14 protein-coding genes are annotated in these 18,459 nt (G+C 73.9%); 10 read left to right on the forward strand and 4 right to left on the reverse strand.

Annotated elements, in window-relative coordinates; genetic code table 11:
* Positions 1-16: 16 nt before the first annotated feature.
* Positions 17-835 carry an MHYT domain-containing protein gene (locus tag IE250_RS21460; protein WP_189671355.1) on the reverse strand — a complete coding sequence of 273 codons (819 nt, stop codon included), beginning with the start codon at positions 833-835 and terminating at the stop codon, positions 17-19.
* 310 nt (positions 836-1,145) lie between these two features.
* Here IE250_RS21460 and IE250_RS21465 point away from each other — a divergent pair, with 310 nt between their 5' ends.
* The 5 genes from IE250_RS21465 to IE250_RS21485 all read left to right on the forward strand — a co-directional run bounded on the left by IE250_RS21465 (position 1,146) and on the right by IE250_RS21485 (position 6,731).
* Positions 1,146-2,123 (forward strand): siderophore-interacting protein, encoded by a 978-nt coding sequence (locus IE250_RS21465; RefSeq protein ID WP_229872671.1) that lies wholly within the window; start codon positions 1,146-1,148, stop codon positions 2,121-2,123.
* A 113-nt stretch (positions 2,124-2,236) separates the two neighbouring features.
* Entirely contained in the window at positions 2,237-4,240 is a 2,004-nt protein-coding gene (locus IE250_RS21470) for a vWA domain-containing protein (protein ID WP_189671356.1), read from the forward strand.
* Position 4,241: 1 nt separating this feature from the next.
* Positions 4,242-5,756: an extracellular solute-binding protein gene (locus IE250_RS21475; protein WP_189671357.1), complete on the forward strand. Its 1,515-nt coding sequence runs from the start codon at positions 4,242-4,244 to the stop codon at positions 5,754-5,756.
* Between the two features lie 82 nt (positions 5,757-5,838).
* Entirely contained in the window at positions 5,839-6,213 is a 375-nt protein-coding gene (locus tag IE250_RS21480) for an ArsR/SmtB family transcription factor (RefSeq protein ID WP_268247860.1), read from the forward strand.
* Complete coding sequence (locus tag IE250_RS21485; RefSeq protein WP_189671358.1) at positions 6,210-6,731, forward strand: SRPBCC family protein; 522 nt, start codon at positions 6,210-6,212, stop codon at positions 6,729-6,731. Before IE250_RS21480 ends, IE250_RS21485 begins: the two co-directional genes overlap by 4 nt.
* 22 nt (positions 6,732-6,753) lie before the next feature.
* Here IE250_RS21485 and IE250_RS21490 read toward each other — a convergent pair whose 3' ends face one another.
* Together IE250_RS21490 and IE250_RS21495 are read right to left on the reverse strand one after the other, a co-directional pair.
* Complete coding sequence (locus tag IE250_RS21490) at positions 6,754-7,332, reverse strand: YbaK/EbsC family protein (RefSeq protein WP_189671359.1); 579 nt, start codon at positions 7,330-7,332, stop codon at positions 6,754-6,756.
* Complete coding sequence (locus IE250_RS21495; protein WP_189671360.1) at positions 7,329-7,865, reverse strand: YbhB/YbcL family Raf kinase inhibitor-like protein; 537 nt, start codon at positions 7,863-7,865, stop codon at positions 7,329-7,331. The genes IE250_RS21490 and IE250_RS21495 overlap by 4 nt, the downstream gene beginning before the upstream one ends.
* 231 nt (positions 7,866-8,096) lie before the next feature.
* Between IE250_RS21495 and fabG the strand changes: the two genes are divergently transcribed.
* From fabG to IE250_RS21520, 5 genes are all read left to right on the forward strand, one after another.
* The gene (fabG, locus tag IE250_RS21500) at positions 8,097-8,846 is read left to right on the forward strand and encodes a 3-oxoacyl-ACP reductase FabG (protein ID WP_189671446.1); all 750 of its coding nucleotides are present in this window, start codon (positions 8,097-8,099) and stop codon (positions 8,844-8,846) included.
* A 10-nt stretch (positions 8,847-8,856) separates the two neighbouring features.
* Entirely contained in the window at positions 8,857-9,561 is a 705-nt protein-coding gene (locus tag IE250_RS25000) for a MaoC family dehydratase (protein WP_308434177.1), read from the forward strand.
* 364 nt (positions 9,562-9,925) lie between these two features.
* Positions 9,926-11,119 (forward strand): DnaE2-dependent mutagenesis accessory factor ImuA', encoded by a 1,194-nt coding sequence (gene imuA', locus IE250_RS21510; protein WP_189671361.1) that lies wholly within the window; start codon positions 9,926-9,928, stop codon positions 11,117-11,119.
* On the forward strand, positions 11,116-12,801 hold the full coding sequence (locus IE250_RS21515) for a Y-family DNA polymerase (protein WP_229872672.1): 1,686 nt from the start codon (positions 11,116-11,118) through the stop codon (positions 12,799-12,801). The genes imuA' and IE250_RS21515 overlap by 4 nt, the downstream gene beginning before the upstream one ends.
* Positions 12,794-16,189 (forward strand): error-prone DNA polymerase, encoded by a 3,396-nt coding sequence (locus IE250_RS21520; RefSeq protein WP_189671362.1) that lies wholly within the window; start codon positions 12,794-12,796, stop codon positions 16,187-16,189. The genes IE250_RS21515 and IE250_RS21520 overlap by 8 nt, the downstream gene beginning before the upstream one ends.
* 131 nt (positions 16,190-16,320) lie before the next feature.
* Here the strand turns inward: IE250_RS21520 and IE250_RS21525 are convergent, their stop codons facing one another.
* Positions 16,321-18,435, reverse strand: coding sequence for a serine/threonine-protein kinase (locus tag IE250_RS21525; RefSeq protein WP_189671363.1), 2,115 nt, complete (start codon positions 18,433-18,435; stop codon positions 16,321-16,323).
* Positions 18,436-18,459: the final 24 nt, after the last annotated feature.

Raw genomic sequence — 18,459 nt, forward strand, 5'->3', positions numbered from 1 at the left:
GCTCAGCAGGTCGGGTTCAGAGGAGCTGGGACCGGCGCTGCGGAAACACGTCCTCCCGCTGGATCTCGTCCTGCCGGTCCTGCCAGCCCTCGAACTTGGCCTGCGCCTCCATCTCCTTGGCGCTGGGCGCCAGGCCCACCACCAGGAGCAGCAGGATCGTGCTGATGGTGACGCCGATGATGAGCGGGCCTAGGAGCGCTCCCACACCGATGCCGCCGTCGGCCGGGACGACGCTCGCGACCTCGTCCACCCGCATGGCCGACATGCCCGTGTAGTGCATCCCGGAGACGGCGATGCCCATGATGAGCGCGGCGCCGGCGCCGGCGGCGAGGTTGCGCACCTTCGCGGACAGCCAGAGACCGGCGGTCGCGGCGAGGACGGCGACGAGCACCGACATGGCGACCGTGACGGCGTCGTAGTTGATCGCAACGCCCACGTGCAGGGCGCGCATGCCGAGGTAGTGCATGGCGGCGATGCCCAGGCCGGTGATCGTGCCGCCCCCGAGCAGCGCGAGGACTCCGACGCCCGCCCTGCGGACGATGAAGAGGCCGAGGCCCACGACGAGGATGGCGAGCAGGCCGCTCGCGATCGTCAGCGTCACGTTGAAGCGGGCCTCGGTGCCGCGGACGTGGAACCCGAGCATGGCGACGAAGTGCATGACCCAGATACCGGTGCCGCCGATGGAGATCGCGCCGAGGGCGAGCCAGGCGGTGCTCGCCCAGCCGCGCGCGACGCGCGCGCGGGCTGCGCAGGTCAGGCCGACGGCGCACCCGGCGCACGAGAGCAGGAACGACAGGATGGGCGTGACCCAGCCGAGCGCGAAGTGGTCAATCATGGGGAGCTCTCCAGCAAGTACGAGGGAAGCGTTGGGTCTGCCGCCGACGGCGTCGTCGCGGGCAGTCAGCATGTTGCGATCGGTGCTAATTAGCCGATCGGTACCAATTAGAAGGGTCTGACGGGGTGAGATCCACCCTTTGGGGCGGTTGAGTTGGCGCGAAGAGGGTGATCTTTTTGGTCCCCGCGGGCTCTGTTTACGCGGCCGTCTTTTGTTCGTGGTGAGCCGTTCACACACGGCTCGACGGGGGCGAGCCGACAACCCGGAAGGAGCGGCGCAGGGCCGACAAAGTTAGGTTAGGCTCACCGTTGTGACCATCAAGACCGAGGGGCTCGAAGCCAAGCCCTCGCGAATGTTCGATGTCGAGGTAGCGCGGGTGACGCGCCTGTGCCCGTCCTTCGTCCGCTTCACCTTCCGCGGCCCGGACCTGGACAAGTTCGCGGACAACGGCCGTGACCAGCGCATCAAGCTGCTCCTCCCGTCGCCCCGCGGTGGCTGGGACGCATTGCGCCGCGACGACCCCGACTGGTACGCCGCCTGGCGCGCGCTCCCGGACGAGCACCGCAACCCGATGCGAACCTACACGGTCCGCACGGTGCGCCAGGACATGCGCGAGGTCGACGTGGACGTCGTGATGCACGGTGACTCCGGTCCGGCGTCGCGCTGGGCGCTGACCGCGTCCCCGGGCGACCCGCTGGTCATCATGGGACCCAACGCCGAGTACGACGGCATGCACGGCGGTGTCGAGTTCGCCCCGCCGGAGTTCAGCCACGCGCTGCTGCTGGCCGGTGACGAGACCGCGGTGCCCGCGATCTCCGCCATCTGCGAGTCCCTGCCCGCTGACGCCGTGGGCGAGGTCTTCCTCGAGGTGCCCCACCCTGAGGACGGCTGGGCGCTCGCCGCGCCCGAGGGCGTGCGGGTGCACTGGCTGGCCCGCGACGGGCGCGAGCACGGCGACGTGCTGGTCCCGGCCGTGCAGGCGGCGGCGGACCAGCTGCTCGCGATGGGTGTGCGGCCGTCGTCGGACAGCTCGCCCGCCCTCACCGCGGCCGGGGTGGACCTGTCGGGCGAGGCGCACGACGTCGACATCGACTCCGAGATCCTCTGGGAGGTGCCGATCGACGAGTCGGGCCGCCCCCTGGCCCAGGACACGGTGCTGTACGCGTGGCTCGCGGGCGAGGCGGGTGTCATCAAGACGCTGCGCCGCTACCTCGTGAACGAGTGCCAGGTCGACCGCAAGTCCGTGGCGTTCATGGGCTACTGGCGCAAGGGCCGCGCGGAGAGCTGACCGCGGCTTTCACCCACGCCTTCGCTCGCCGCGTGGTGCCCCGATACTGCCCCGACCCGGGAAATGCCTGGTCAGATGTGGTAAGTATCGGACCCTGACGTTCGGGAGGACGGATGGGTGCGACGAGGCAGCCTGCAGGCAGTACCGAGCGCCGGGACGGTGGATCCCGGCCGTGGTGGAGCGACCACCGCGCGACGGTGTTCACGGTGTTCGGCGGCGCCGCCGCCATCTGCACCGCCGCGATGGGTGTGGTGGACCGCTCGACCCAGATCGTGCTATTGGCGGTCTCCGTCGGCCTCGTGCTGGCCGGCCTGGCCTCGCTCGTCCGGATGCAGACGTACGCACGCTGGTTCCGGGCGTCGCGGAAGTGGGGTCGAGCCCACTGGGTCATCGTCCTTGTGGTGGCAGTCGTGGGGCTGGCCGGCTCGACGGGCGCCTCGCTCGGGCTGCAGTCGGCCCGCTCCTGCGAGGACCCGACCGAGGTGGCTGTCATGGTTCCCGAGGACGGCGCCGCGGGCTTCGCGGCTGCGGCCACGGCGTTCGAACGCGACTCGACGACGGCGTTCTCCTGCCCCCGGTACCACGTGACCACGTTCGGCGTGGGCTGGCCCGCGCTCCGCGCGGCGTTCGCCTCCGGATGGGAGGACACGTCGGGCGAGGGCGGCCCGGCCTCGCTGGACCTCGGGCCGCGGCCGGACGTGTGGATCGCGGAGTCCGGGGCCCAGGCCGACATCGTGGCCGCCGCGAGGCCGAGCAAGAGCTTCTGGGTCTCCGGCCGGACGCTCGTGGCCGGCTCGCCGCTGGTGCTGGCCGTGCCGGAGCCGCACGCGGCGGAGCTGAGCGCGACGACGGGGCCGGGCGACACCGTCCAGGAGCTGATGGCGGCGGCCGGCGCGGCGGGACTCGAGGTCGTGCGGGCCAACCCGGACACGTCCTTCGCCTCGGCGCTGCACACCGTGCGCCTCTACGCCGAGTCCGGCGTCGGCACCGACACCGAGGCGCTGGAGGCGCTGGAGCTCGACCTGGGGCACGCGCTCGAACAGGTCGGCCTGCCGGTCGGGACCGACAGCGCGCTGCTGTGCCGCCTCGACGCGCTGTCCGGGGCGGAGCCGCCCCGGGTGGCCGTGCTGACCAGCGAGCGCGCGATGATCGACGGCGGCACGGCCTGCCCCGCCTCCGGGGGGAGCGACAGCGACGCCGCGCTGGTCCCGTTCTACCCGGACTCTGCCCTCAGCCTGGACTACACCGCGGTGCAGCTCGACTGGAGCGGGAGCGAGGCGGAGCGCCGGGCCGGGGCAGCGGCGGCCTTCGTCGAGTGGCTCGGCACGGCCGAGGGGCAGGCGGCCCTCGACCGGGAGGCGGGCGTGCGGCGGCTGGACGGACGGCCGCCGTCGGGCGCGGACGGGCCGCTGCCCGGCCTGCAGGACGCGCCGGTCGTCGAGCCCGGCAAGAGGCTCCTGGCGTACACGCGTGTCCTGTCGACCGAGGAGCAGTACCGCACGGCCCGGCGACCGGCGCGGGTCCTGGTGCTGGTGGACTCGTCGGCGTCCATGGGCCGGCCCGCGGACGGCGACCGGCGCCGCATCGACGTCGCCGAGCGGGGCGTGCTCGGGGCGCTCGGGCATCTGAGCGGGTCCGACGAGGTGGGCATCTGGTCGTTCTCCGGGGAGGCCGGGTCGAGCCCCCGGCCGGTGCTGGACGTGAGCGCGAGCGCGGCGGCGCGCAGCGAGGCGCCGGAACGTCTGGGCGGGCTGCAGCCGGCCGGTCACACGCCCCTGTACGACGCGGTCGACGCCGGGACGTCCTACCTGGTCGGCCTCGACCCCGGCGGCGCCTCCCGCAGGCACCTGACCGCGGTGGTCGTGCTGACCGACGGGGAGAACCTCCCGGGCGGCGGCCCCGGCGCGGAGCTGTCGGCGTCCGACCTGGTCCGTTCCGCCCGCGCGGAGGCCGCCGCAGGCGTCCGGGTCTACGTTGTGGCGGTGGGCGAGGCGTCGTGCCAGGTGAGCGAACTGCAGCGGATCGCTGCCGAATGGGACGGCGAGTGCTGGGACAGCTCCTTCGGCGAGCTGGAGAGCACCCTGGGCAACCTCTTCGGGCAGCTGGGAGGTCGGTGACGTGACGGGCGGCACGGCGGGCGGTGGTACGGCGAGTGGCGGCACGGCGGGCGGCGGCTCCCACGGAGTGATCACCCGCAGGGGTTTCATCGTGGGCGGCGCGGCGGGCCTGCTGGCGGGTGCAGGACTCCCGCTGGGCCTGGAGGGACTGTTCGGCGGCCCCGCGGACATGGAGACGTTCGGCGCGGGCGACCAGCTCACGATCCTCAGCGGCCGCGACGAGACCGACGGCGGGCAGCGCCGTCTGCTCGTGGACCTGTGGAACCGGGTGCACGAGGCGCACCCCGCGCGGATCGTCGAGGTGTCGAGCAACGCCGACCGCGCCTACAGCACCATGCTGTCCGCGGCGCAGGCCGGCGAGACGGGCTACGACGTCTACAACCTCGACATCCCTTGGGTGCCGCAGTTCGCGCAGAGCGGCTACCTCCGGGTGCTCGACGGCGCCACTGGCGAAGGGTTCCTGGGCGAGCCGTGGGCGGCCGGCACCTGGGACGGCGCGGCGTACGCGCTGCCGTTCAACTCCGACGTCGGGCTGCTGTACTGCAACCTGGACCTGATCACCGAGTACTACGAGGGCCAGGTACCCGCGACCGACCCGATCCCCGTGCACGACGGCTGGGCCGGCCTCGACACGTTCGCGCACGAGGTCCTCGCCGCGGTGGGCGGCGACCGCCCCGGGCTGAGCCGCGCGCCCGTGGACACGGCGATCGCCCTGCAGCTGGCCGACTACGAGGGGTTCACCGTCAACCTCTGGGAGGTCCTGCTCGGTGCGGGCGCCGTCTCGGTCGACGCCGCGGGGCGCCCGGTCTTCCAGGACGTCGAGCAGATCGGGGCGACGGTCGAGAGCCTGGCGGCGCGGCTGCGTGCGTCGTCGGACGGCCCGAGCGGCGCGGCGGCGTCGCTCGCGTTCGACGAGCAGGGATCGCTCGCCGCGTTCGCCGCGGGCCGCGCGGTATTCCTGCGGCACTGGCCGCGTGCGCTGCGGCTGCTGCGCGGCGAGGACGCGGCGCCGTTCCGTGTCGGGTTCATGCCGGTGCCCGGCGGGGGAGTGCTCGGCGGGCAGAGCCTCGCCGTGGCGGCGGCCTCGAAGTACCCGGTCGCCGCCCGGCGCCTGGTCGAGTTCCTCACGGACGAGCGCAGCCACCAGGTGATCTTCGAGCGCGGGGGTTTCGCCGCGAGCCGCGAGGCGCCGTACCGCGACCCGGCCGCGCCGTGGGCGCGCGAGGCCGTGACCGACGGCCTGGCCGCGTCCCTGGTGGACTACGCGACCGGGAAGGGCGCCGCACGCACCAACGACGCGCTGCGCAAGGCCAACGACGCGCTGCGGCGGGCGGTCGACGGGGCGTCGCCCCGCCCGCGCCTGCAGCACTACGTGGAGCTCAGCGAGGAGTTCCGCCGGTACGTCAGGGCCGCCCTGTCCCCGGCCGGGTCCTCGGGCAGCGCCGCGCGGTTCGACGCCGCCGAGCTCGCCGAGCGCATGGACACGGCGATGGACGGCAAGGTCACACGCAGCTGACGCCGTGCGCGGTGGGTATTGACGGTCGTGCTGCGGCCTGCTGTACTTAACGCATCGCGCAATTAACAGGAAGGCTAAATACGTGCCTGACACCGCGTCCGACGTCGACACGCTCAGCGTCATCTTCGCGGCGCTCGCCGACCCGACCCGGCGCGCCATGCTGGCGCGCCTGCGGCAGGGGGAGACGACGGTGACGCAGCTCGCCGAGCCCTTCGCGATGAGCCTGCCCGCGGTGTCTCGGCACCTGAAGGTGCTGGAGCGGGCGGGGCTCGTGAGCAAGGGGCGGGACGCGCAGTGGCGCCCGTGCCGGCTCGACGCCGCGCCCCTGCGCGAGGTGGACGAGTGGGTGAAGGGCTACCGAGCCTTCTTCGACGAGCGATACGACCGGCTGGCGGCGCAGCTCGCCGAGCCCACCACTGCGAGCACGACCGCCACCGACAAGACGGAGGAATCATGACCATCGAGCCGACCACCGAGTCCGCCACTGAGTCCGCCACGGGGCCGACCACCGGCCGCGGGTTCACGATGACCCGCGAGCTGCCCGCGTCGCGCGACGCCGTCTGGGCGGCGTGGACCGAGCCCGAGAAGCTGCGCTGGTTCGCCGGCGTCGAACCCGGTTTCGACTTCGAGCCGAGCGTCGACCTGCGTGTCGGCGGCGCATGGCGCGTGCACCTGTACCAGCCCGACGGCGTGGACTACTTCACCGGCGGCATCTACCAGGAGATCGTGCCGAACGAGCGCCTCGTGTTCGCGTGGGGCGCCGTCGGCGGCTGGCCCGAGCTCGACCCGTCCCGGGTCGACGAGGTGCCGGTGGTCACGATCGAGCTGGCCGACGGCGCCGACGGCTGCGTCATGACCACGAGCTTCCGCTTCGTCGACACGATGCCTGACACCGACGTGGCGAAGTGGTTCGACCTCGGGATCCGCGCGGGCTGGAGCGACACGATCGACCGCTTGGCGCCGGCGCTCAGGTAGTCTCCGCGCCCGGCGAAGTTCCTCACCGCTCGATGCCGAGGTCCTCGACCACCTCGACGCCCGGCATCGCGCACAGCAGCGGTCCGGGCATCAGCAGCTTGGAGCGTCGCACGCCGGATCCCATCAGCGCCGACGTGCCTTCCTCGGCGAACCGGGAGTCGACGAGCACGCGGTAGCCCTCGGGCAGCCCGACCGGCGTGATGCCGCCGTACTCCATGTCCGAGTCGGCCACGGCGCGGTCCATCGGCAGGAACGACGCCTTGCGCACGTCGAGCAGCTTGCGCACGCGCCGGTTCACGTCGGCGAACGTGCTGGCGGGAACGACGCACGCGGCCACCCGCTCGTCGTCGCCCCGCTTGCCGGCCACGAGCACGCAGTTGGCCGACGCCTCCGGCGGCAGGCCGTGCAGCTCGTTGAGGGTCGCCGTCTCGGCGTGGTCCGGATCGATCTCGGTGACGGCGACCTGGCCCGCCACGCGCGGGTCGGCCTGGGCCCAGGCGGTCAGGGCGGCGAGCACCGGGCCTGCGAGGAGCTCCGGGTGGTCGAGCGCGGGCGCCCAGACGAGGTCCCCGAGGGTGGGCAGGGTGGCGTTCTCGCTCATCGGCTGTACGTCGCCGTCAGCGTGGCGCGCCCCAGCAGGTGGAAGTACACGTTGAACGCCACCTGCGCGTTCGAGCTGTCCGGGCTCAGGCCGAGCTCGCCGGGCTCCACGTCCAGGGCGTGCACGGCGAAGATGTACCGGTGCGGGTGGTCGCCGCGCGGCGGCCCCGCGCCCTCGAAGCCCGGCGTGTGGCCGTCGCTGTGGGTGTGGAACGCGCCGGCGGGAAGGCCCGAGCCGTCGGGGGCGCCCGCTCCGGTGTCGAGCGACGTCACATCGGCCGGCAGGTCCACGACGGTCCAGTGCTGGTAGCCCATCGGCGTCGGCGCGTCGGGGTCGTAGCAGGTCACGACGAACGACTTGGTGCCCTCGGGGAAGCCGCTCCACTCGAGCGCGGGGGAGACGTTCTGGTCGTGCGCGGCGTGCGCGTCCGGCATGCGCTCGCCGTCGGTCAGGTTGCTGCTCGTCAGCGCGAAGGTCGCGGGAGCGGGCAGCAGCGTGTACGGGTCCGGCGGGTAGGGGCGAGTGAAGTCCATGAGTCCACTCTGCCGAATCGACGGCTCGGCTGCCAGCGACGTCACCCCTGGCGAGCACCGTCGATGTGCGCACAGGATGAGCTCGTGTTCGATGACTTCGTGGAAGAGCGGATCGACGTCGGCGACGTGGCACCGGGTGGCGCCGTTGCTCGCCGCCCCCGCGAGCGTGACGTCCTGAGCGACCCGGCGTCGGGCCGGTACGGTCTGGAGACGACGGAAAGGAAACCCCTCATGACTCGTACCGCCATCGTCACCGGCGCGGCCCGCGGCATCGGCGCCGCCACGGCCCGCCGGCTCGCACAGGACGGCTTCGCCGTCGCCGTCCTGGACCTGCTGGAGGACCAGGCCAAGGCCACCGCGGAGGCGATAGTGGCCGACGGCGGCCGCGCGCTCGCCGTGGGCGTCGACGTCGCCGACGAGGAGTCGGTCGCGGCCGCCGTCGCCCGCGTCACCGCCGAGCTGGGCGCACCCACCGTGCTGGTGAACAACGCCGGCATCCTGCGCGACAACCTCCTGTTCAAGATGTCCGCGGACGACTGGGACTCCGTGCTGAGCGTGCACCTGCGGGGTGCGTTCCTCATGACCCGGGCCGTGCAGACGTCCATGGTGGAGGCCCGGTTCGGCCGCATCGTGAACCTCTCCTCGACCTCCGCCCTCGGCAACCGCGGCCAGGCCAACTACTCGGCCGCCAAGGCGGGCATGCAGGGCTTCACCAAGACGCTGGCGATCGAGCTCGGCAAGTTCGGCGTCACGGCGAACGCCGTGGCGCCGGGGGTGGTCGAGACCGACATGATCCGGGCCACCGCCGAGCGCATCGGCATGCCGCTGGCCGACTACCTCGGCGCGGCCGCCGAGGACGTCCCCGTGGGCCGCGTGGGCCAGCCCGAGGACATCGCCAACGCCGTGTCGTTCTTCTGCTCGGAGCAGTCCGGGTTCGTGTCGGGCCAGGTGCTGTACGTGGCGGGCGGGCCGAAGGCGTGAGGACGGCGGCGTGAGTGACGGCGGCGTGGGTGCCGGCGTGAGTGAGGCCGTGAGCGACGGCGGCGTGGGCGAGGTCATCGTCGTCGCCTCGCCGGCTGCCCTCGCCGACGCCGTGGGGCGGACGGCCACCGGCGAGTGGTTCGAGATCACGCAGGAGCGGATCGACGCGTTCGCCGACGCCACCGAGGACCACCAGTGGATCCACGTCGACGTCGAGAAGGCGGCCGCCGGGCCGTTCGGCTCCACGATCGCCCACGGGCACCTCACCCTGTCGCTGCTGCCGCACCTGGCGTCGTCGCTCGTCGAGGTGGGCGGCACCGCCATGGCGATGAACTACGGCATGGACCGGCTGCGGTTCCTCGCCCCGGTGCCGGCGGGCTCGCGCGTGCGGGCCCGCACCGATCCTCTCGGCCGAGCCGACGCCGACCGGCGTACGTCTCGCCTCCAGGGTCACCGTCGAGCTCGAGGGGTCCGAGAAGCCGGCGCTGGTCGCGCACACGCTGTTGCTCTACGTGCCGGAAGCCTGAGCTTCGCTGGGGTGCAGGTGCACCTGGGATCGGGTGCCCGAAGGTCATGCCAGTGCGAGGAGTGCGGAGCGGGGCGTGAGCGAAGTGCCGGGGCGTCCGACAGGTCGCTGGTGAGGTGGCCTCGGGGAGCGGGTGCCAGGTCTGCTGGATTTCGTTCGGCCTGGCCCGACTCAGTTCGCCTCTGCTGAACAGTTCAGGAGAGGCGGCAAGCGCGCGGCTGAGGCGTACGCAGTTCACCCTGGCTGAACTGTTCGGCACAGCCCGCGAATCCTGGTCCCAACCGAACCTGGTTCAGCCCGCCCGGCACCCACTGAACGGGTGCACTGTGCGACGGCGCCGCCTCGCCCGAGAGCATTTCGGCCCGTTCGCCGACCGAGCGCGGGCTGTGGGAAGCGCAGGTCGTCGAAGCTGGCCGGGGCACCGCAGTGTTGCGAGGCAGATGGTTTGACAGGCGTGCCCTGCGAGAGGTGTACTGGTGTTCTATCGAACATGCGTTCGATTGGGTGCTCGACCGATCCGGTCACCACCGGCAGACACCATCGCTGGAGGGTCATGACCGTTGTACCAGTCTCCTCGGAGGCCGGCACCGACTTCGACACCGGCGCCCCCGATGTCGAAGACAGTGCCGTCGTCGCGGACACCCGGCACGCCCGTGCGCTCGCAGCGCTGCGGTCCGCCGAGGTGCGCACCGGTGTGCGGAAACAGGCCACAGCCGCACGGGCCATCCAGGTGGTCCGCACCGAGCAGCCTCGCGAGCATCTTCCTGAGCAGCCCGCCGAGCCGGCGTTCGAGCCACTTGCTGAGCTGTCTGTCGAGTCGCCCGCTGGGTCGCCCCGCGAGCTGTCTCGCGAGCCACGGGTACAGGTCCGGGCGCTGCGGGGTGGGCTCGCGACCAGGCCCGGGACCGAGTCCGCGACAAGGTCGGCCCCGTCGTCGGGCGGCCTGGTGGGCGCGCCGGGCGAGGACGCACGCATCCTGCCCGTCCACCCGCACCTCGCGGCCCTCCTGCCCGACGGCGGCCTGCGCACCGGCACCACCGTCGTGGTCCGGGGCTCGACGTCGCTCCTGCTCACCCTGCTCGCCGAGGCGTCCCGCGACGGGGCCTGGACCGTGCTGGCCGGGTACCCGGCCGCCGGGATGGCCGCCGCGGCCGACGCCGGGTGCGACCTGGCACGCACCCTGGTGGTGCCGCTGCCGAGCGGGTCGGGTGTGGACGCGCCCCCCGTGCTCGCGGCGCTGATCGACGGCATGGACGTGGTGGTGATCGGGCCGGAGGTGACGCTGCTGGACCACGACCGGCGCCGGCTGACGGCGCGCGCCCGCGAACGGGGGAGCGTGCTGGTGGCGGCGGGGCCGCCGAACGACGGCGCCGGCAGAGCGGGTCTCGGCAGTGCTGGTGCCGGAAGTGCGGGTGCCGGCTGGCCCGGTGCCCACGTGGTGCTCGAGGCCACCGCGGGGGCCTGGGCGGGGATCGACCACGGGGCGGGCTGGCTGCGGCGTCGGACCCTGCGGGTGCGGCGCACCGGGCGGGGGAGCGCGGCGCGCCCCCTGCACCTGGACGTGGAGGTGCCGGTGTGCCGGGCGGCCGCCGGGGCCGCGGACCTCGTCGGAGGTGTGGAGCTCGTCAGAGGTACAGAGCTCGTCGGAGGCGTGGAGCTTGCCGCAGAGCAGAGTTCCGTGGTCGGGGAAGCCGGGACGACGGGCGGTGCCTCCGAGAGCCGTCCGCAGCTGGAGCTCGTCGGATGACCACCGACCGCGCCCCACGCGCCAACGATGCCGGCTCCGCCACCCCCGCCGCGCCGGTCGCCACCCGCACCGCCTGCCTCTGGGTGCCCGACTGGCCGGTCGTCGCGGCCCTGGTCGTCGCCGGCCTGGGCCCGGAGGTGCCCGCGGCCGTCACGGGCGGCCCCGGCGGGCGGATCATCGCGGTGTCCGCCCCCGCGCGCAGCGCCGGGGTGCGCCGCGGCATGCGCCGCCGCGAGGCCCAGGGGCGCTGCCCCGACCTGCAGCTCTGGCCGGCCGACGACGCCCGCGACGCCCGCGAGTTCGAGCCCGTCGCCGTGGCCGCGGAGACTGTGGTCTCCGGGCTGGAGATCGCGCGCCCCGGTCTGCTCCTGCTGCCGTCGGGCGGCGCGGCCCGCTACCACGGCTCCGAGCACGACCTGGCCCGCGAGCTGACCGAGCAGGTCGCCGTCCGCACCGGTCACGAGTGCCAGGTCGGGGTCGCCGACGGGTACCTGGCCGCGGTCCTGGCCGCCCGCGACGACGCCGTCGTGCCGCCGGGCGCCTCGCGGGACTACCTCGCGCCCCGCCCTGCGGCCGTGCTCGTGCACGCCCGCCCCGGGGACCGCACCCTGACCGAGCTGGTCGACCTGTGGCGCCGGCTCGGCGTGCGCACCCTGGCGGACCTGGCCGCCCTGCCCGACGCCGCCGTCGCCGCTCGCTTCGGCGACCTCGGCGTCTGGGCGCAGCGCCTCGCCCGGGGTCAGGACGTGCGGCCCCCGGCCCGGCGTCGGCTCGCCGAGGACCTGACCGTCACCGAGGAGCTGGACCCGCCGGCGCACCGGGTCGACGTCGCGACCTTCGCCGCCCGCCGCCTGGCCGAGCACCTCCACGACGACCTGGGCCGACGCGGCCTGGCGTGTGGGCGGCTGCGGATCACGGCGCGCGCCGTCGACCCGGTCACGGGCGAGGCCCGCACCCTGGAACGGCTGTGGCGCACCGACGACACGCTCGGCGGGCTGTCGGCCGCCCGGATCACCGACCGGGTGCGGTGGCAGCTGGAGGGCTGGCTCACGGCGTCGTCCCTCGGGCAGGGCGAAGCGCCCGCCCCGATCGCGGGCCTGACCCTGGCCGCCGAGGAGGTGGCTCCCGCCGGGGCGCTGCAGCCGCGCCTGTGGGGGCCCGGCGCGGGCGAGGACCTGCGCGCCCGCCGCGCCGTCGAGCGCGTGCAGGCCCTGCTCGGCGGCGACGCCGTCCTCACCGTCCGCCTCCAGGGCGGGCGCGACCCCCGCGACCGCGTCCAGCTCGTCCCCTACGGTGAGCAGGTCCCGCCCGAACGCGACCCCGACCGGCCCTGGCCCGGCGCCCTGCCGCCCCCGGCGCCGTCGGTAGTGCTGCCCGAGCCCGTCCCCGCACGCGTGCTCGACGCCGCGGGTCGCCCGGTGGTGGTCGGGGTACGCCTCGCGACGAGCGGCGACCCGGCGGTCGTGGAGGTGCCCGCCGCCGGCGCGACCGCTGTGGAGGCCCTGGTCGGTCGGCACGCGGTGACCGGCTGGGCCGGGCCGTGGCCGGTCGCCGAGAGATGGTGGACGCCCGGCGGCAAGCGGCGCGTGTTCCTGCAGGTGGTGACCGATCTTCCCGGTGACGTGGGGCTGCTCCTGTCGGCGTCGTCGGGCACCTGGGTGCTGGAGGCGGTCTATGACTGATGTGCCCGCCTACGCCGAGCTGCATGCCCACTCCGCGTTCAGCTTCCTCGACGGTGCCTCCCACCCCGAGGAGCTCGCCGCCGAGGGCGCGCGCCTCGGGCTGAAGGCGCTCGCGATCACCGACCACGACGGGCTGTATGGGGTGGTGCGGTTCTCGCAGGCCGCCAAGGCCGTAGAGCTGCCCGCCGCGTTCGGGGCGGAGCTGCACCTGCCGGTCCCGGCGGGTGCATCCGGTGGTGGGGGCGGCGCGCCCGTGCTCGACCCGCCCACCGGGATCCCCGACCCGCGCGCCACGCACCTGCTCGTGCTCGCGCGCGGACCGCAGGGGTACCGCAACCTGTCGAGCGCTATCGGCACCGCGCACCTCGACGCCGGGGTCAAGGGCGCCGCGAGCTACACCATGGAGGGGCTGGGGGAGGCGTCGGGCGGGGAGTGGCTGGTGCTCACCGGGTGCCGCAAGGGTGCGGTCCGCCGGTCGCTGATGTCCGGCGGGCCGGGCGCCGGCGTCGGGCAGAACCGCACCGACCGGCTCACCGCCGCCCGGCGGGAGCTGGACCTGCTGACCGACACCTTCGGCCGGGACAACGTCGCCGTCGAGATCACCGCCACCGGCGACCCGCGCGACGCCGACCTGCACGACGCGCTGGCCCTCCTCGCCCAGGGGGCGCACCTGCCGCTGGTCGCCACCACCGCCGCGCACTACGCGCGCCCCCGGGACAGCGACCTGGCCGGGGCACTGGCCGCCGTCCGGGCCCGGTCGAGCCTGGACGACCTCGACGGCTGGCTGCCCGGCGCGCCCACCGCCCACCTGCGCAGCGGCGCCGAGATGGCGCGCCTGCACCGCCTGCACCCGCAGGCCGTGCCGACGGCGGCCGCGCTGGGGGAGGAGTGCGCGTTCGACCTGAAGCTCATCGCCCCCGACCTGCCGCCGTACCCGGTGGAGCCCGGGCACGACGAGGCGTCCTGGCTGCGCGTGCTCGCCTACCGCGGTGCGACGAAGTACTACGGCCCGCGCGAGAGCAACAAGAAGGCCTGGACACAGATCGACCACGAGCTGCAGGTCATCACCGACCTGAACTTCCCCGGGTACTTCCTGGTGGTCTACGACCTGGTGCAGTTCTGTCACACCCGCGGGATCCTCGCGCAGGGGCGGGGCAGCGCCGCGAACTCGGCGGTCTGCTACGCCCTGGGGATCACCGCGGTGGACCCGGTGAAGCACAAGCTGCTGTTCGAGCGGTTCCTCGCGCCGGAGCGGGACGGCCCGCCTGATATCGACGTCGACATCGAGTCGGTGCGGCGCGAGGAGGTGATCCAGCACGTCTACGAGAAGTTCGGGCGCAAGCACGCGGCGCAGGTCGCGAACGTCATCTCCTACCGGCCGCGGTCGGCGGTGCGGGACGCCGCCCGCGCGCTGGGCTACGACATCGGGCAGCAGGACGCGTGGTCCAAGTCGATCGAGCGCTGGGGGACGCTGAAGCCGAAGGCGGCCGTGCCCCAGAACAAGACCGCCGCCAAGGACGCCCGTGTCGCGGCGCTGTGGGGCCCGCGGGTCGTCGATGTGGTCACTGAGGAGGCGCGCCCCCCGGGAGAGCCCCGGCCGGACCCGACCCGCGCCGACGACACCCACGACGTCGTGCCGTTCCGCACGCCGCCGTCGGCCGCGGAGGAGGGAGAGATCCCCGACGACGTGCTCGATCTCGCCGACCGGATGCTCCGCCTGCCCCGGCACCTGGGCATCCACTCGGGCGGCATGGTGATGTGCGACCGCCCGGTGATCGAGGTCTGCCCCGTGGAGTGGGCCCGCATGGAGGGCCGCACGGTGCTGCAGTGGGACAAGGAGGACTGCGCGGACGCGGGGCTGGTGAAGTTCGACCTGCTGGGCCTGGGCATGCTGACCGCCATCCGGTACGCGTTCGAGTTCGTCAAGGAGATGACCGGGGAGACGCTCACGCTGCACGGCCTGCCGCAGGACGACGCGGGCGTCTACGACCTGCTCTGCGCCGCCGACACCGTGGGCGTGTTCCAGGTGGAGTCCCGCGCCCAGATGGCGACGCTGCCGCGGCTGCAGCCGCGAGACTTCTACAGCATCGTCGTGGAGGTCGCGCTCATCCGGCCCGGTCCCATCCAAGGCGGCTCCGTGCACCCGTACATCGAGCGGGCCCGCGGGCGCGAGAAGGTCACGTACCTGCACCCGCTGCTCGAGAACTCCCTGAGCCGCACCATGGGCGTGCCGTTGTTCCAGGAGCAGCTCATGCAGATGGCGATCGACGTCGCCGGCTTCACGCCCAAGGAGTCCGACCAGCTCCGGCGCGCCATGGGTTCCAAACGGTCGGTCGAACGCATGGAGGAGCTCCGCGAGCGGTTCTACGCGGGGATGACCGAGAACGAGATCCCGCCCGCCGCGCAGGACGAGATCTTCGAGAAGCTCAAGGCCTTCGCCGACTTCGGCTTCCCCGAGTCGCACGCCTACTCCTTCGCGTACCTCGTGTACGCGAGCTCATGGCTCAAGGTGCACCACCCGGCCGCGTTCTACGCGGGGCTGCTCGCGGCGCAGCCCATGGGGTTCTACTCGCCGCAGTCCCTGGCCGCCGACGCCCGCCGGCACGGGGTGCGCGTGCTGCGGCCCTCGGTGACGGAGTCGCGGGTGCTGGCCGGCGTGGAGCGGCTGGCTGACGGCGACCAGCAGCTCGCCGTCCGCATGGGGCTGGAGTCCGTACGCGGCATCGGCAAGGACAAGGCCGAGGAGATCGTCACGGCCCGGGACGACGGCGCGGGGTTCGCGTCGCTGCGGGATCTCGTGCGCCGGGTCGAGCTGTCGTCGGCCCAGCTCGAGGCGCTCGCCACGGGTGGCGCGCTGGAGCCGTTCGGCGTCGAGCGCCGGGAAGGGCTGTGGGCCGCGGGCGCGCTGGGCCAGGAGGGGCCGACGACGCTGCCCGGTGTCAGTGTCGGCGTCGACGCCCCGATGCTGCCCGGGATGAGCGAGATCGAGCTCACGCAGGCCGACGCATGGGCCACCGGCATCACGCCCGACTCGTACCCGACGCAGCACGTGCGGCCGGGGCTGGCGGCGGCGGGCGTGCTCACCGTGGCGCAGGCGATCGCGACCGAGCCGGGGCGCCGGATCGCCGTCGGCGGGGTGGTGACGCACCGGCAGCGGCCGGGCACGGCCGGGGGAGTGACGTTCCTGTCCCTGGAGGACGAGACGGGGCTGCTCAACGTGATCTGCACCGTCGGGCTGTGGCAGCGGTTCCGGAAGGTGGCGCGGTCGGCGCAGGCGATGGTGGTGCGGGGCCGGATCGAGGCGGCCGACGGCGCCGTCAACCTCCTCGCGGAGCACCTGTCCACGCTGTCGCTGACGGTCCCGGCGCGGTCGCGGGACTTCCAGTAGGACACCCGACGGCGCGGCGGACCGGCGGGCAAGACATACGCAGCGGGGAGGGTAACGGAGCGGTAGCAATGCTCCCTCTCCGTTACCCACCCCGCGGAGTAGTAGTCGCCCCGTGCCGACCCGGCAGTGGGTCAGCCCAGGTGCAGCAGGCCGGCACCCGTCGCCCACAGGGCCACCGACCCCGCGCCGACGAGCAGCGCGGAGAGCACGTAGAACCAGATCCGCATCTTGTGGCCGGCGATGCGCAGGAGAACGGCCAGCCCGAACGCGGCGACGGCGAGTGCCGGCGCGGCGAGGAACGGGTCGCCCGCCTGGGGACCCCGGCTGACCAGCACGTACGCGGCGGCCAGGAGCAGCAGCCGGGGAACCCAGCGCAGCAGCGCGCCGAGCAGGCGCAGCGGCCACGGCCTCCTGCGCGGCGGAGCCGGTGTGGGGGCGGCAGGTCTCGGCTGCGTGCCCGGACGCACACCCGGCTGCATGCTCGGCGGGCGGTTCGCGGGGGGCCGCTGGACGGCGGGGGCCTGTATGGCGGGCATCGGGCGGGTGGCGCGCACCGATGGGCCCGCCCCCGCCTGCCGCGGTGCCGGTCCGAGGTGCTTGACCGGGCTCTTGCGCGGCTCGAACGACTGCGGTGGCGGGTTGCGGACGACCTGGGTCGCCGCGGCAGCCTGGGGCGTGACAGGCGAGGGTACGGCAGCTACGGGCGAGTCTGACGGCGGCCCGCCCGGCCCGCTGCCGACGGCGGCCCGCTCGTTCACCGGGGCGGGCTCCGGGCTGCGGAACGCACGCCAGCCGCGGAGCGTGTCCGCGTGGCCGTCAGGGGGAGACGTGACCTGCCAGCGCATCGCCTCCCAGATCCAGTCCTTGATCTCGGCGGGGGTGCGGCCGCCGGCGACGTGCGCACCGATCTCCGCGACGTGGTCGGCGACGACCTGCTCCGCGGCGCCGTCGAAACCGTCCGCGTGCACCTCGGCCAGGACGCTCATGAGCGCGCGGTCGTAGACGAGGGCGTGCCAGGGCTCCGGGGTGCGGTAGTTGGGCGTGGCGTCGTCGGACCGGTCAGGGTCGCGCTGGAGCACCTTGGTGTGGCCCCGGCCGGGCAGCACGTCGGTCGCCGGGAGCGCGGCCACCTCGGCGGCCGTCACGCCGTCGCTGAGCAGCTGCGAGGTGAGCAGCAGGGTCGGGTCGGGCGTCGTGCTCGCGAGGCGGGCCCGCACGACCCCCGCGATGTTCTCCAGCGGCGGGCGGTGGTTCGGCTGGTACCGGGTCATGGCGAGGATCAGCGCCCGCAGGTGCCGGTCGATGACCGGCCGCTCGGGCAGGGGGTCCTCGTCCGGTGCGAGGTCGGCCAGCTCCTCGTCCACGAGGTCGGTGGCCACCAGGTCGCGGCCCAGGAAGTTCAGGTCCAGCGGCAGCGTGCCCGTGCTCCCATACACGAGCAGCAGGCCCAGGCTGTACACGTCCGACCGCGGGTGCACCCGGCGCCCGAACAGCTCCGGCGCCATGTAGGAGAAGGTTCCGGCAGGCTGCGTCGACGTCGCGGCGTCGAAGACCTTGGCGATGCCCAGGTCGATGAGCACCGCGCGGTCGCCGTCGACCATGATGTTCGCCGGCTTGAGGTCACGGTGCAGGCAGCGCTCCTCCTGCAGCACGAGCAGCGCGTCGACCAGCTGCATGGCCAGGCGCAGCGCCTGTGGCCCGGACAGCGGCCCTTCCTCGCGCACCCGGTCCCGCAGCGTGGTGCCGGGCACGAGCTCCATCGCGAACCAGGGCTGGTCCGCGTCCAGGCCGGCCTCCACGAAGCGCGGGAAACCGCGACCGTCCAGGCGCTCCAGGAGATGCGCCTCCTGTGCGAAGCGCTCCCGGGCGTCGTCGTGCAGGCCGGTCAGGACCTTGAGGGCTACCTCGTCGCCGTCGTCGGCCTGTGCCCGGTACACGTGCGCGAAACCGCCGTGGCCCAGCGCCTCGGCGAGGGTGAACCGGCCCAGGCGCTCGCCGCTGGCCGGGATGCGCCGAACCGGCCGGACGGGGAGCGCCGCGGCGCGCAGGGCGGGCACGGGCGCGGGCACGGGCACGGGTGCCGGTTCGGGCTCTGGCTCGGGTTCGCGCTCCGATTCCGGTTCCGGTTCCGGTGCGGGGGCTGCTGGGGGCGCGGGCTCCGGCTCCGGCTCGGGTGGCGGGACCGGACCTGGGTCGACGACCGCCGCCGGCGCGACCTCGCCGACGCCCGGCGCTGGTGACGTCATGACGGGCAACCTACCAGCGTGGAT

This window comes from Promicromonospora soli (assembly GCF_014653785.1).
Lineage (GTDB): Bacteria > Actinomycetota > Actinomycetes > Actinomycetales > Cellulomonadaceae > Promicromonospora > Promicromonospora soli.